This window comes from Xenorhabdus taiwanensis, assembly GCF_036512875.1.
In the GTDB taxonomy this organism is placed as follows: Bacteria; Pseudomonadota; Gammaproteobacteria; order Enterobacterales; family Enterobacteriaceae; genus Xenorhabdus; species Xenorhabdus taiwanensis.
Genome location: NZ_AP028978.1, coordinates 477,832 through 491,854, shown reverse-complemented (window position 1 = coordinate 491,854; position 14,023 = coordinate 477,832). Strand labels below are relative to the sequence as shown.

8 protein-coding genes, 1 other RNA gene and 1 pseudogene are annotated in these 14,023 nt (G+C 45.1%); 5 read left to right on the top strand and 5 right to left on the bottom strand.

Annotation, left to right across the window (positions count from 1 at the left end; translation table 11 throughout):
• Positions 1–52: 52 nt before the first annotated feature.
• Positions 53–439, bottom strand: an RNA gene (gene rnpB / locus ACE1SE_RS02060) — RNase P RNA component class A.
• A 42-nt stretch (positions 440–481) separates the two neighbouring features.
• Positions 482–1,372: a 16S rRNA (cytidine(1402)-2'-O)-methyltransferase gene (gene rsmI, locus ACE1SE_RS02055; RefSeq protein ID WP_374052434.1), complete on the bottom strand. Its 891-nt coding sequence runs from the start codon at positions 1,370–1,372 to the stop codon at positions 482–484.
• Between the two features lie 63 nt (positions 1,373–1,435).
• Here rsmI and ACE1SE_RS02050 point away from each other — a divergent pair, with 63 nt between their 5' ends.
• The 4 genes from ACE1SE_RS02050 to dolP all read left to right on the top strand — a co-directional run bounded on the left by ACE1SE_RS02050 (position 1,436) and on the right by dolP (position 4,882).
• Positions 1,436–3,226, top strand: a complete 1,791-nt coding sequence (locus ACE1SE_RS02050; RefSeq protein ID WP_374052433.1) for a penicillin-binding protein activator — start codon at positions 1,436–1,438, stop codon at positions 3,224–3,226.
• A gap of 44 nt (positions 3,227–3,270) precedes the next feature.
• Positions 3,271–3,633, top strand: coding sequence for a YraN family protein (locus tag ACE1SE_RS02045; protein WP_374052432.1), 363 nt, complete (start codon positions 3,271–3,273; stop codon positions 3,631–3,633).
• Between the two features lie 71 nt (positions 3,634–3,704).
• Positions 3,705–4,295 (top strand): DnaA initiator-associating protein DiaA, encoded by a 591-nt coding sequence (gene diaA, locus ACE1SE_RS02040; RefSeq protein ID WP_074023390.1) that lies wholly within the window; start codon positions 3,705–3,707, stop codon positions 4,293–4,295.
• An 11-nt stretch (positions 4,296–4,306) separates the two neighbouring features.
• Positions 4,307–4,882 carry a division/outer membrane stress-associated lipid-binding lipoprotein gene (gene dolP, locus ACE1SE_RS02035; protein WP_374052431.1) on the top strand — a complete coding sequence of 192 codons (576 nt, stop codon included), beginning with the start codon at positions 4,307–4,309 and terminating at the stop codon, positions 4,880–4,882.
• 55 nt (positions 4,883–4,937) lie between these two features.
• On the opposite strand, the gene mtgA is transcribed toward dolP, so the two are convergent.
• From mtgA to arcB, 3 genes and pseudogenes are all read right to left on the bottom strand, one after another.
• On the bottom strand, positions 4,938–5,654 hold the full coding sequence (gene mtgA / locus ACE1SE_RS02030; protein WP_374052430.1) for a monofunctional biosynthetic peptidoglycan transglycosylase: 717 nt from the start codon (positions 5,652–5,654) through the stop codon (positions 4,938–4,940).
• A 7-nt stretch (positions 5,655–5,661) separates the two neighbouring features.
• Positions 5,662–6,312, bottom strand: a complete 651-nt coding sequence (elbB, locus tag ACE1SE_RS02025) for an isoprenoid biosynthesis glyoxalase ElbB (RefSeq protein WP_374052429.1) — start codon at positions 6,310–6,312, stop codon at positions 5,662–5,664.
• Between the two features lie 145 nt (positions 6,313–6,457).
• Positions 6,458–8,891, bottom strand: a pseudogene (gene arcB / locus ACE1SE_RS02020) (aerobic respiration two-component sensor histidine kinase ArcB).
• A 668-nt stretch (positions 8,892–9,559) separates the two neighbouring features.
• On the opposite strand from arcB, the gene gltB reads away from it, so the two are divergent.
• Positions 9,560–14,017, top strand: a complete 4,458-nt coding sequence (gene gltB / locus ACE1SE_RS02015) for a glutamate synthase large subunit (RefSeq protein ID WP_374052428.1) — start codon at positions 9,560–9,562, stop codon at positions 14,015–14,017.
• Positions 14,018–14,023 lie beyond the last annotated feature (6 nt).

Genomic DNA, 14,023 nt, shown 5'->3' with positions numbered 1-14,023 from the left:
CCTTATTTACAAAGAAAAAGCCCTATAAAGCATCTGCTCTATAGGGCAAAATCTGTGAAGTTGACCGATAAGCCGGGTTCTGTCTTGGACAGCCATTCATCTAGGCCAGCACTTGCGCACTGGCTCAAGCAACCTACCCGGGTTCGGTACGGGCCGTACCATGCGAACCCCTATTTGGTCTTGCTCCGGGTGGAGTTTACCGTGCCACGAACTGTTGCCAGTCGCGCGGTGCGCTCTTACCGCACCCTTTCACCCTTACCTGATCCCAAAATTGCTTTTACAAACAAAGTCAGGCCATCGGCGGTTTGCTCTCTGTTGCACTAGTCGTAGGCTTTCACCTCCCAGACGTTATCTGGCACCCTGCCCTATGGAGCCCGGACTTTCCTCCCCTTTACTTCTCCCGAAAGAGCAGTAAAGCAGCGACTGTCTGGTCAACTCCGGCGCGGATTATAAGAGGTTTAATATCCAATGTATAGGGTTTTCACGCGTCTTCTTCAATTTGTCCCAAGGTCGTGTTTTGATCGAGAGAATAACGATACAAAGCATTTTTCTTCACACCGTGGATCTCTGCCGCCAATGCTGCCGCCTTTTTCAGTGGCAGCTCTTTTTGCAGCAGTGCCAATGTCCGCAAGGCTTCCTGTGGCAAGCTATCCTCGGCGGGCTTATGATACCCTTCCACAATCAGAACCATTTCTCCGCGGCGACGGTTTTCATCTTCCTTGACCCATGCCAGAAGCTCACCGGCGGGCATTCCTTGAATCGATTCCCACGTTTTGGTCAATTCTCGTGCCAACACGATATAGCGTTCTGCACCCCAGACTTTCACAATATCTTCTAAACTGTCCAACAAACGATGTGTCGATTCGTAGAAAATCAGTGTACGCGACTCTTGTGCTAACTCACGCAAGGTATCCTGACGTCCTTTACTTTTAGCAGGCAAGAAACCTTCGTAACAAAAACGATCTGAAGGCAAGCCTGCAGCAGACAGTGCTGTAATGGCCGCACAAGGGCCAGGTAGTGGAACCACATTGATACCGGCTTCACGGCAACGACGAACCAGATGATAGCCCGGATCGTTAATCAACGGCGTACCGGCATCAGATACCAATGCGATACTCGTTCCTTGTTCGAGTTTCGTAAGCAATTGATCTGCTTTTTGCTGTTCATTATGATCGTGAAGTGCGAACATGCGCGCATTAATGGCAAAATGTTGAAGCAACAAGCCAGTGTGTCGCGTATCTTCGGCTGCAATCAGATCGACATGTTTAAGAACTTCAAGAGCACGCTGAGTAATATCCCCCAGATTTCCAATAGGGGTTGGCACAACATACAGCGTGGATGTCGTAACCACTGCTCGATTGGTTTGATTCATTGTTTCATCCGAATGACCGATTTAAAATTGAGCATCTTTGAAAAAAACATCACTGGATACAGTATGCTTCCCTCAATTTTTGTGCGTTTAAAAACTGGTTTAATCTATACAGCACTGCTGTCAACTATGATTATTGCAGGGTGTACCATGCCCGAACAGCAAGGGCAACCAACTTCTAAGCCTCAGGATAAGATCAGCGCAGAGATTAACCGCTACCAGGCCATTATTGACGCAGCACACAATCAACCATCGTTAGATGTGATCCGTGCTTACATTGCATTGGGATCTTATGCAACAGATGAAGCTGCCCGCCAGAAAAACTTTGATGAAACCTGGCTATTATTGACGCAATTTTCTCCACAGCAAATGAGCGAATTGGTGATTAATGCCAATGAGTATACGTTGCAGGGTTGGCTTGATTTACTCAATACCTATCAGACCAATAAACAGGATCTCGATAAACTGCGTCTCGCTATTCACGATTGGCAAATCCGTTATCCAAACAATCCGGCGGCACACAGTTTACCTACTGCCTTGCAAAAAATGCTACAAGAAGCCAGCGGCAGCCATGCCACAATTGGGTTATTTCTGCCTTTGAGCGGTCCGGCTAAAATATTTGGTGACGCCATTCGCCAAGGTTTCCTTGATGCCCAAAAAGGATTACCAAAACCATCGTTGCCAGCAAATGTCACCGATCCAAATGGTGTCGTTAACGCCGAATCCTCTGCCTCCCCTGAAAATACCAGCATTGCAAACTCAGGGAATGCTGGTGCTGCCACAACGAAACCGGAAATAGGTGCGATCACAGAGACAGCATCTTCAGAGACAACATCTCCGTCTACGATTAATGATGCTCCTGTCAATGATCAGACTATAAAAGTCTATGACACCAACGGCCAGCCTCTTACCGAACTGCTGGAACAGGCTAAACAAGATGGTGTCACTCTGGTAGTTGGACCATTATTGAAGCCCAATGTGGAACAAATAGCTCAAATTGAAACGCCACTAAATATTCTGGCGCTCAACGAACTCGATATGCCACAAAGTCGGCCGAATATCTGTTATTTCTCACTTTCTCCTGAAGATGAGGCAAAAAATGCCGCCATGCATATTTGGCAACAGCAAAAACGCAACCCTTTGGTACTCATACCTCGCACTGAATTAGGTAACCGAGTTGCACAAGCCTTTGCACAAGAGTGGCAAAAGCTGGGGGGACAAACAGTATTACAACAATCTTTTGGTACGCTGGATGAAATGAGGCAATCCATGAATCGTGGGATTGGCATTCGTTTGTCGGGTACGCCAGTTATTTCCACAAATCCAGCTACAGGTCCCGTTGATGCCGTTTATATTGTTGCAACAGCAAACGAACTGACAATTATCAAACCCATGATCGACATGGCAATCAGCTCCCGTAAAAAGCCAGCACTTTATGCCAGCTCGCGCAGTAATAAAGCAGGTTCAGGCCCTGATTTCCGTCTGGAAATGGATGGGATGCAATTTAGTGATATCCCACTGCTGACAGGCATAAATGTGCCGTTAATGCAGCAAGCAGCCAAAAAATTCACCAATGATTATTCCCTGATGCGCCTGTATGCAATGGGCATTGATGCCTGGTCACTGACCAATCAATTTACGCAAATGCAACAAGAAATGGGATTTCATCTGAGCGGTGCTTCGGGGGAACTATCCGTGATGGACAACTGCACTATCTTGCGTCAGTTACCTTGGATGCAATTCAATAATGGTCGCATAATCCTTGAAAATACCAATAACACGGAAAGCATCGATAACGCAGGAAATACCCATAACATAGAAAGCACCGATAGCACTGATCAGGGAGAGCATCCCTGAATTGAATAATTTTCTGTGATTAAAGGTATCGTGGTCATTTCAGGATGAAAAAATCAACAGGAAATCACTACGCGCTGGGGCGCTATTATGAACATCAGGCTAAATTGTTTTTGCAAAAACAAGGGCTTGCCTTTGTTGCTGAGAATGTAAAAATTCGCGGCGGTGAAATCGATCTGATTATGCGTGACGGGCATACCTGGGTATTCGTTGAAGTTCGTTTCCGCCGAAATGCACAATATGGTGGCGCCATTGCTACAATTACCCAAAGTAAACGCAGAAAGCTCTTGTATACGGCTGCTGTCTGGCTGTCCCAACGTAATGAATGTCTGGAAACGGCATCATGCCGCTTCGATGTTTGTGCAATAACAGGACAGAAATTTGAATGGCTGAAAAATGCCTTCACCTGAATGAGAGTCTATTTCAATAGATTCTCAATTTTCTCGCTAAATAAATAATTCCAATATACATAGGTCATAACGTGCTGGATAGAATTAAAGTCTGTTTTACAGAAAGTATTCAAACTCAGATCGCGGCAGCAGAAGCATTACCCGACGCAATATCACGCGCCGCGATGATGATGGTTCAATCACTGCTGAGCGGCAACAAAATTCTCTGCTGTGGTAATGGTGGGTCGGCCGCAACGGCACAGCGTTTTACTGCCAGTATGATCAATCGGTTTGAAACAGATCGGCCAAGCCTGCCCGCTCTGTCATTGAATACTGATAATGTGGTGATCACCGCTATCGCCAACAGTAAACAGCCTGACGAAATCTACGCCAAACAAGTCAGGGCCCTGGGACAAGCAGGGGACGTCCTGCTTGCTATTTCTACGCACGGGAACAGTCGAGATATTATCAAAGCAGTGGAAGCTGCTGTTACACGTGATATGACTATCGTTGCGCTGACGGGTTACGATGGCGGTGAACTGGCGGGCTTACTCGGTCCTCAGGATGTTGAGATACGTATTCCCTCACATCACAGCGTCAGGATCCAAGAAGTTCATATGTTGACAATCAACTGCCTGTGCGACTTAATCGACAATACGCTATTCCCTCATCAGGATGAATAAGGAGCTAATTCATGCGGTTATTTTCTCTATTATTGATCTGTTTCAGTGCAATGCTATTACAAGGATGTATCGGTGCCGCTGTCGTAGGTTCCGCTGCAATTGCCACAAAAGCGGGTTCAGATCCACGAACCATTGGGCAACAAGTTGACGATACCACGCTGGAAGCCCGTGTCAGCAATGCCATCAGTAAGGACCCACAAATTAAAGCACAAGCCCGTGTGTCAGTAACTGTGTATCAGGGTAAGGTTCTTTTAACCGGGCAAAGTCCAAATATGTCCTTGGCTGAACGGGCAAAACAGATTGCTTCAAAGGTTGAAGGCACCGGCGTGGTATATAACGAAATCCGTCAAGCCAATCCAGTGACATTGGCTACGGCTTCCGCTGACGCTTGGTTGACGACCAAAGTGCGCTCCCAAATTTTAACCAGTGATGCGGTGAGATCATCCAGCATCAAAGTGGTGACAGAGGATGGTGAAGTCTTTTTGTTTGGCATTGTCACCCAACAAGAGGGGGCTGCGGCTGCGAAAATCGCCAGCGAAACCAGTGGCGTAAAACGTGTCACAACAGCATTTACTTATCTGAACTAAAAGTCATTAGGGCGGCACTAATCCATACCGCCCGATCTCTCCCTGTACTCGACTCTCACCTCAAGTTATTTTGCTTTAAGTAATTCACTCCCCCCATTAGCTGCATTTGCCGCAAAATCCATTGCTGACGTTGCAGTACATATCTGGAAGGCGCATTCACTTTATAACGATGAGGGTTTGGCAACACAGCAGCAAGCAATGCAGATTCAGTAGCTGTCAATCGACAGGCAGGCTTGCCAAAGTAATGTTGAGCCGCTTCCTCAACACCAAAAATACCATTGCCAAACTCAGCAATATTGAGATAGACCGTTAAAATACGTTTCTTTGACCAGAGTAATTCCAGTACGGCAGTCATTCCCGTTTCTAATCCCTTTCTTATCCAACTACGCCCTTCCCATAGGAATAAATTTTTAGTGGTTTGCTGGGAAATTGTCGATGCCCCCCGAATTCGCTTCTCATATTTTTTGTTATACGCCATAGCATTTTCGATAGCTTCAAAATCAAATCCCCAATGTTTTGGGAATTTTTGATCTTCCGCTGCAATGACGGCTAACGCCATATAGGGTGAAATGTGATTCTGATCCATCCATGAAGAGTGAGAAACATAAGACAAATTAATTGAGATTAAAGCAGAGACTTGTCTCTCTATCATTATCATAGAAAACGGCACTGGCAAAAATGAAAAAGCAATTGCAGCAACGAACCACAAAACCGTGATCGACACGACAATTCTTTTCAGCCAGCGCCACAATATTGAAAAAGGATTGCTCATCAGATTACTAAATCATTTCCAATATTTTTCTAACCAGCTTATCAATTCCTTTTTCCGCCTGCGCCAAAGATTCTGCGAGCATATAAGCCGGCGTTGTTACAATTTTGTTTTCAAAATCAATAACAATGTCATCAACCGGACACTCAACATGTACCCCTCCCATTTTCGCTATTTGAGCCGCAGTTTCTGGATCATTGCCGATAGTTACTTTTATCGGTTTGCCTAATATTTTAGATACCATAACAGGGGCGATACATATAAACCCCATCGGTTTACCTTGCTGGTGCATATTTTGCACTATACTTAATAGCTCTTTATTTATTTCACAATCTGATCCTTTGAATGCGAAATTACATAAATTCTTGGCCGCGCCAAAACCACCAGGAATAATTAGCGCATCCAGCTCATCAATATTAACTTTGGATAAAGGCTGTATATTTCCCCGTGTTATACGGGCGGATTCTTCCATTATGTAGCGAGTTTCTTGTTTCTCTTCTCCGTTAAGGTGATTAATAACATGATGTTGTACCTCATCAGGCGAAAAAAAAGACACCTCAGCGCCAAGACGACTTAAAGAAAGCATAGTGAGAACTGATTCGTGAATTTCACTTCCATCGTACACTCCACATCCACTTAATATAATGGCAACAGATTTCATATTTTTCTCCATTTGTAGTAGATTAATGCTTAACCCCTTAGAGGGTTAAACACCAATCTTCATCACAGATTTTAATGAATCTTGTAACAAAAAATCTTATCTTTGCTATGTTGGTACTTGTGTTCTGCGTAAAAGAATTCTTTAATTACTCGCATCGAAAACAAACCTTAGATAAGCGAGCAAACAGATTTCCCTGGTGTTGGCGCAGTATTAGCGCACCCCAACTTCGGTTGGGGTTATTTTTTTGTAACGCTTGATAACCAATTTCTTAATATTTCTATATCTTGTTTCCATTCCAACTTTAACTCATCCACCCATTCCTGAACATTATCCCACCACGCAGGTAAATCCGGTGACTGAATCTGCTGAGCCAATTGCTGCAAATGGCGTAACCCTACTGAACCAGCCGCACCTTTGATTTTATGCGCCTCTTCCGTAATGCCTTTTTGATCTCTGGCGGTCATATTGGAATCCAGCAAAGCAAGATAATTTGGCATCATGGTTTCAAAAATAACCAGACTGTCTGTGATCATTTTTGGCCCAACCAATTCGATATATTGATTAAGCATCTCCGTATCCAGCCGTTCTTCATCCTGATTCACAAGATCAACTTCCACTAAGGCAGTATCAGATTCAGATCCCTTACCCCAATATTTTTCTATCACGGCAGTCAACGCATTGACAGATAACGGCTTATTGAGCACATCATCCATGCCCGCATCAAGGTATTCTTTTTTATCCTTTAATACATTAGCCGTCAGCGCGATCAAAGGAGGCAAGGATTGGGAGGAGTAACGCTGGTGCAATTGGCGGGCGATATCCAGCCCCGTCATATCCGGTAATTGGATATCCAGCAACACTAAGTCATATTCATCAGGATCAAACATTGCCAGGGCATCATGGCCATTCATGGCAACATCCACACTGTTCCCTAATTTCTCCAGTACAGAACGAGCTACAATGACGTTCAATTCAATATCTTCTACCAGTAAGATATTCAGTGCTGGCAATGGCATAGTATCTTGTTCAACCTTTCCTTCCGGGTGTTCATCAATGGCTGGGGCGACGACAGACAAGGTAAAGCAAGAACCTTTGCCTAACATACTTTTCACCACAATATCCCCTCCCATGCTTAGGGCAAGACGCTTCGAAACCGCAAGGCCAATCCCCGTTCCGGTTGCAGGACGCCCACCAGCGCTGTCTTTAACCTGATAATACATGGCAAAGATTTTTTCCAATTCGTCAGGAGGAATACCTATGCCGGAATCCTTCACTTCAAAAAACAGGCGTTCCTCTTCTTCTTCACACCAGATACGAACCTTAATTTCGCCTTCAGGCGTAAATTTCACAGCATTACTAATCAGATTCCACAAAATTTGTCGCAAGCGGGTTCCATCAGTCAGCACTTTTGCGGGCAGTGGTAGCTCGGGCTCCAGAACAAATTTAATCCCCTTCGGCTGCGCCAATAAACCTGAAATATTCTCTAAATCTGTCATGAAACCGGTGAAATCAATTGGTTGGTTATCAAGTTGGACTTTGCGGCGCTCAATTTTATCTAACTCAATAATATCATTGAAAATATTACCCAAAGTAATAGCACTGACATGGATTGTCTCCAGGTACTTACATTGCTCTGGTGTTAAGTCAGTATCCATCAGAATTCGGCTCAAGCCCACAATGCCATTTAAAGGCGTACGAAGCTCATGGCTAATCGTAGAGATAAAAGTCGTCTTATCCCTGCTGGCGTTTTCCAATGCGTCCTGATAGCGTTTACGCTCCGTTATATCGCGTCCAAATCCCATTAATCCATGTCGCTTGCCAACGCGATCATAAAAAGGGACTTTCCTGAGTTCGAAACAGGCCTTGCGTCCATCGGGATAAACTAACCATTGCTCATAGGTCAGAGATACATTGTGGCGAAATACTTTTTCATCGGTTTCCATCACCTTGCTGGCAATTTCTTTATCGTAAACATCTGTCGGCGTCAGGCCGATAAGCTGCTTTTCGCTTTTACCAGTCAGCAATTCCATCGCCCTATTACAACCGGAAAATTCATTATCTTCATTGCGGTAATAAACCAAATCCGGGGAGGCATCCAGAAATGAACGCAATAGCACCGATTGCTGTTCAAGCTCAATCTGGGTTTTTTCACGCTGCTCCATTTCCAATTTGAGTTTATCCAATAAAACCAGATGGGCTTTTTCCGCCTTCTCTCGGTCACTAATCTCCTGGTTCAATTGGTCGATGTTTTCTTTGAGTTGCAGGTTTAATTTCGCATCACGTTGACGCATTTCTTCAAGTTTTGCGACCAGACTCGATAAGCGCTGGCGGGATTCTTCAAGTTGTTCGACTACGATGGAGAGAAAATAAACCGCCCAGGGGGTAATTAACAAACCAAAAAAAATGGAGCGAATTAAATCAATACCCCGTACTTCTCCATGCAGTACAAATGTCACTGCCATCTGCATCGCCATCGCAAGAATAACTAAAGCTGACGCAAGTAATATAGAAAAACGCACCAGCCCCAGCTTCATCATCAAATCTACATAATATTGGGCAAACCCTCGAATCAGCTTCATAACAACTCCCAGTGAAATCTTTTCCAGTAAAGTTACCAGATTGAATCATAAAGTAAAAAAGTCCCAACTTCGTTGCGGGATATCACCCTCAACTTCCCAAAAGGAATAAAAATGAAAATAATAAGAATAATTATGCAATTAAAATTCCCCTCTCCTCTTTAGAGGAAAAAAACAACGATTACATCCTCTTACAAATTAAAAAATACACAATATAAATTCAGATTAAGCCAAAAAATAAGATAAAAATATCAATATAGATGCACTTTAAAGCATATCCAAAATAGATAATGTGGTGATTTTAGTGATATAACTCACATCATTTAAGAGAGATGATCTTAGTCACAAAATACAAAAAATCGACATTTACTTATGAAAATCAACAAAATAAACAAAAAATATCAATAAAAAACGCGATTTAACACGATTTGACCAACTCTGTTTTTACCGTTAAGTTGGGAATTCGCTGAAAATCACCTGTCAGATGATCCTCTGGCTCATATTTATGCAGTGATAGATAACATAACATCATTTTGATTCACCGCTTGTTAATGCCAATAAAACAAGTGGCGTTTTACTGAGGGCGCAAATTAGACGCCTGTAGAAAAAATATATATCGATACCCTCTCGCGAGTGATGTGAGAGTCGGACAGAACTTGGGGAGCTTTACAATGTTGTATGACAAATTGCAGGAAAAAGATAACTGTGGCTTTGGATTAATTGCACATATTGAAGGAGAGCCGAGCCACAAGGTGGTGCGCACAGCCATACATGCACTGGCTCGGATGCAGCACCGAGGTGCAATTCTGGCAGATGGAAAAACGGGTGATGGCTGTGGCTTGTTAATGCAAAAACCAGACCGTTTCTTTCAAATGATTGCCAGTGAGCAGTCATGGCGGCTCGCTAAAAATTATGCCGTCGGCATGATGTTCCTAAGTCAGGATGCCCAAATTGCCCAATTATGCCGTGATATTATTGAACAGGAGTTACAACACGAAACCCTATCTATTGTAGGTTGGCGGGAAGTTCCTATCAATCGCGATATCTTAGGTGATATTGCCCTTTCAAGCCTTCCTCGCATTGAGCAAGTTTTTATCAATGCACCTGCCGGATGGCGAGCGCAAGATCTGGAACGCCGCTTGTTCGTTTCCCGACGCCGTATAGAAAAACGTATTACCGACAATGACTTTTATATTTGCAGCCTGTCCAATCTGGTCACGATTTATAAAGGATTGTGTATGGCTGCGGATTTACCACGTTTCTACCCCGATTTGGCTGATCTGCGCATGGAATCTGCCATCTGTTTATTCCATCAGCGCTTCTCAACCAATACCATTCCCCGTTGGCCGCTGGCACAACCCTTTCGCTATCTGGCTCACAATGGAGAAATCAATACCATTACGGGAAACCGTGAATGGGCGAAAGCACGAGCCTATAAGTTCCGCACGCCACTGATCCCAGACTTACATACTGCTGCACCTTTTGTTAATGAAACCGGTTCCGATTCCAGTTCACTGGACAATATGCTGGAACTGTTTCTCAATGGTGGTATGGATTTAATCCGCGCAATGCGTTTGCTCGTTCCGCCGGCATGGCAGAATAACCCTGATATGGATGATGATCTGCGGGCTTTTTTCGATTTTAATTCCATGCACATGGAACCTTGGGATGGGCCGGCCGGCATCGTTATTTCTGATGGGCGTTATGCCGCCTGTAATCTAGATCGTAATGGCTTGCGCCCTGCCCGTTATGTGATTACCAAAGATAAGCTGATTACCTGTGCTTCTGAAGTCGGTATTTGGGATTATCAACCCGATGAAGTCGTCGAGAAAGGTCGTGTCGGGCCAGGTGAGTTAATGGTTATCGATACCTATGAAGGGCGTATTCTCCACTCAGCGGAAACTGACAACGACCTGAAAAGCCGCCACCCTTATAAAGAATGGTTGGAAAAAAACGTCAAGCGTTTGATTCCGTTTGAAGAGTTGCCGGAAGCACAGGTCGGGCAGCGAGAGTTAGATGATCGCCTGCTGGCAACTTATCACAAGCAGTTTGCCTACAGTAATGAGGAACTGGATCAAGTTATCCGTCCTCTCGGCGAAAATGCTCAAGAAGCGACTGGTTCAATGGGCGATGACACACCATTTGCTGTGCTTTCCAGCCGCCCGCGCATTATCTACGACTATTTTCGTCAGCAATTCGCCCAAGTCACTAATCCTCCCATCGATCCATTACGTGAAGCTCATGTGATGTCTCTGGCTACCCGCATTGGGCGAGAAATGAATGTCTTTTGTGAAGCGGAAGGGCAGGCTCATCGGTTGTGCTTTCAATCGCCAGTTCTGCTCTATTCTGATTTCGTACAACTAACAACGCGGCAGGAATCCTATTATCGCGCTGATACACTGGATTTGACCTTCAATCCCCAGGAAATCACCCTGAAACAGGCTGTCTTAGCTTTATGTGAAAGGGCAGAGGAACTCGCCCGCAATGGTTCAGTATTGTTGGTACTCTCCGATCGCAATATTGCACCAGAAAGAGTCCCCATCCCAGCGCCAATGGCTGTCGGTGCGATCCAGCACTGTCTGGTTGAGAAAAACCTGCGCTGCGATACCAACTTGATTGTAGAAACCGCCAGTGCGCGTGATCCGCATCATTTTGCGGTATTGATGGGTTTTGGCGCTACCGCTGTTTACCCTTACCTGGCCTATGAATCACTAGGAAAAATGGTGGATGATGGCACAATCAATGCGCCATATGCCCGCGTGATGCTGAATTATCGCAATGGCATTAATAAAGGGCTGTATAAGATTATGTCCAAAATGGGCATCTCCACCATTTCCTCTTATCGCTGCTCGAAGTTGTTCGAAGCCGTTGGTTTACACCTGGATGTGACAGATATCTGCTTCAATGGTGTTGTCAGCCGTATTGGGGGAGCAGACTTCAGCGATTTTGAACAAGATCTGCGTAATCTTGCCAAACGGGCATGGTTGCATCGCCACTCTATCGATCAAGGAGGAATGCTAAAATATGTCCATAATGGGGAGTATCACGCTTATAACCCTGATGTCGTCAAAACATTGCAGACCGCTGTTCACAGTGGCAACTACAGTGATTACCTGAAATATTCCGAACTGGTCAATGGGCGCCCTATCACTACCTTGCGAGATCTGCTTGCCCTTGTACCTAAAGGTGATCCCATCAATATTGCAGATGTTGAACCCGCAGAAGAATTATTCAAACGTTTTGATACCGCAGCCATGTCAATTGGCGCACTCAGTCCAGAGGCCCATGAAGCGCTGGCAGAGGCGATGAATACATTAGGAGGGTTTTCTAATTCTGGAGAAGGTGGCGAAGATCCCGCTCGTTATCGTACTAAGAAAGTTTCCCGTATCAAGCAAGTTGCCTCAGGCAGATTTGGGGTCACACCAGCGTACTTAGCCAGTGCCGATGTGATCCAGATAAAAGTTGCCCAAGGGGCAAAACCAGGGGAAGGCGGTCAATTGCCAGGAGATAAGGTAACGCCTTATATTGCCAAATTGCGCTACTCCGTCCCGGGCGTTACCCTGATTTCTCCACCACCACATCACGATATTTATTCAATCGAAGATCTGGCCCAATTGATTTTCGATCTTAAGCAGGTGAATCCGCAGGCACTGATCTCCGTCAAACTGGTTTCAGAACCTGGCGTGGGAACCATTGCTACAGGTGTCGCCAAAGCCTATGCCGACCTGATCACTATTGCCGGTTATGATGGCGGAACAGGTGCCAGCCCGCTCTCTTCGGTCAAATACGCGGGTTGTCCGTGGGAATTAGGATTAGTGGAAACTCAGCAAGCGCTGGTTGCTAATGGATTACGCCATAAAATCCGTCTTCAGGTTGATGGTGGTTTGAAAACAGGAATGGATATCATCAAAGCGGCGATTTTAGGCGCAGAAAGTTTCGGTTTTGGTACTGGCCCAATGGTTGCTCTCGGCTGTAAATATTTGCGTATCTGTCACTTAAATAACTGTGCCACTGGTGTCGCTACACAAGATGAAAAACTCCGCCAATCTCATTATCACGGTCTGCCAGAAAGAGTCATTAACTATTTCCGCTTTATTGCGCAGGAAACACGTGAACTGATGGCGCAATTAGGGGTGAAAAAACTTATCGATTTGATTGGTCGAACAGACTTGCTGGAAATACTTGAGGGAATTTCTGCCAGGCAAAGCAAGCTCAATCTCGAACCATTACTGGAAACCGTAGAACCTCACACCGGCAAAGCGTTGCATTGCACAGAAGGTAATCCTCCTTTTGACCAAGGTACGCTGAATAAAGCAATCGTCGCCCAAGCTATGCCTTATGTAGAAAACGCACAAAGCAAGACGTTCTATTTTGATATCCAAAATACCGATCGCTCTGTTGGCGCTTCCCTCTCCGGTGAGATTGCGGCTCGGTATGGTGATCAAGGGCGGGCTGCCGATCCGATCAAACTGTATTTCAATGGAACGGCCGGACAAAGTTTTGGCGTCTGGAATGCTGCCGGCGTCGAACTGACTTTAATTGGCGATGCCAATGATTATGTCGGTAAGGGTATGGCTGGCGGCTGTATTACTATTCTTCCTCCTGTTGGTTCAGCATTTAAAAGTAATGCAGCCACTATTATCGGCAATACCTGCCTTTATGGTGCAACAGGCGGGAAACTCTTTGCTGCCGGACATGCCGGTGAACGCTTCGCAGTACGTAATTCAGGTGCCATCACCGTTATTGAAGGGATCGGCGACAATGGCTGTGAATACATGACTGGCGGGATCGTCTGCGTTCTGGGCAGCACTGGCGTAAATTTCGGTGCAGGTATGACAGGTGGATTTGCTTACATCCTTGATGAATTTGATGATTTCCGCAAACGCGTCAATCCAGAACTGGTAGAAGTTCTCTCAATAGACACCCTTGCCATTCATAAAGAACATCTGCGGGGATTAATCACCGAACATGTCCGTCTGACAAACTCTCAACACGGTGAAAGTCTATTGGAAAATTGGTCTCAGTGGGTCAATAAGTTTGCTCTGGTTAAACCTAAATCCAGTGATGTTAGTGCGTTGTTGGGGCACCGTAGCCGTTCTTCTGCCGAATTGCGGGTTCAAGCACAGTAAGGAGTT

Excerpts from the sequence above, each read along its gene's own strand:
- rsmI (WP_374052434.1), bottom strand. The coding sequence starts at position 1,372 with ATGAATCAAACCAATCGAGCAGTGGTTACGACATCCACGCTGTATGTT.
- ACE1SE_RS02050 (WP_374052433.1), top strand. The coding sequence starts at position 1,436 with ATGCTTCCCTCAATTTTTGTGCGTTTAAAAACTGGTTTAATCTATACA.
- ACE1SE_RS02045 (WP_374052432.1), top strand. The coding sequence starts at position 3,271 with ATGAAAAAATCAACAGGAAATCACTACGCGCTGGGGCGCTATTATGAA.
- dolP (WP_374052431.1), top strand. The coding sequence starts at position 4,307 with ATGCGGTTATTTTCTCTATTATTGATCTGTTTCAGTGCAATGCTATTA.
- mtgA (WP_374052430.1), bottom strand. The coding sequence starts at position 5,654 with ATGAGCAATCCTTTTTCAATATTGTGGCGCTGGCTGAAAAGAATTGTC.
- elbB (WP_374052429.1), bottom strand. The coding sequence starts at position 6,312 with ATGAAATCTGTTGCCATTATATTAAGTGGATGTGGAGTGTACGATGGA.
- gltB (WP_374052428.1), top strand. The coding sequence starts at position 9,560 with ATGTTGTATGACAAATTGCAGGAAAAAGATAACTGTGGCTTTGGATTA.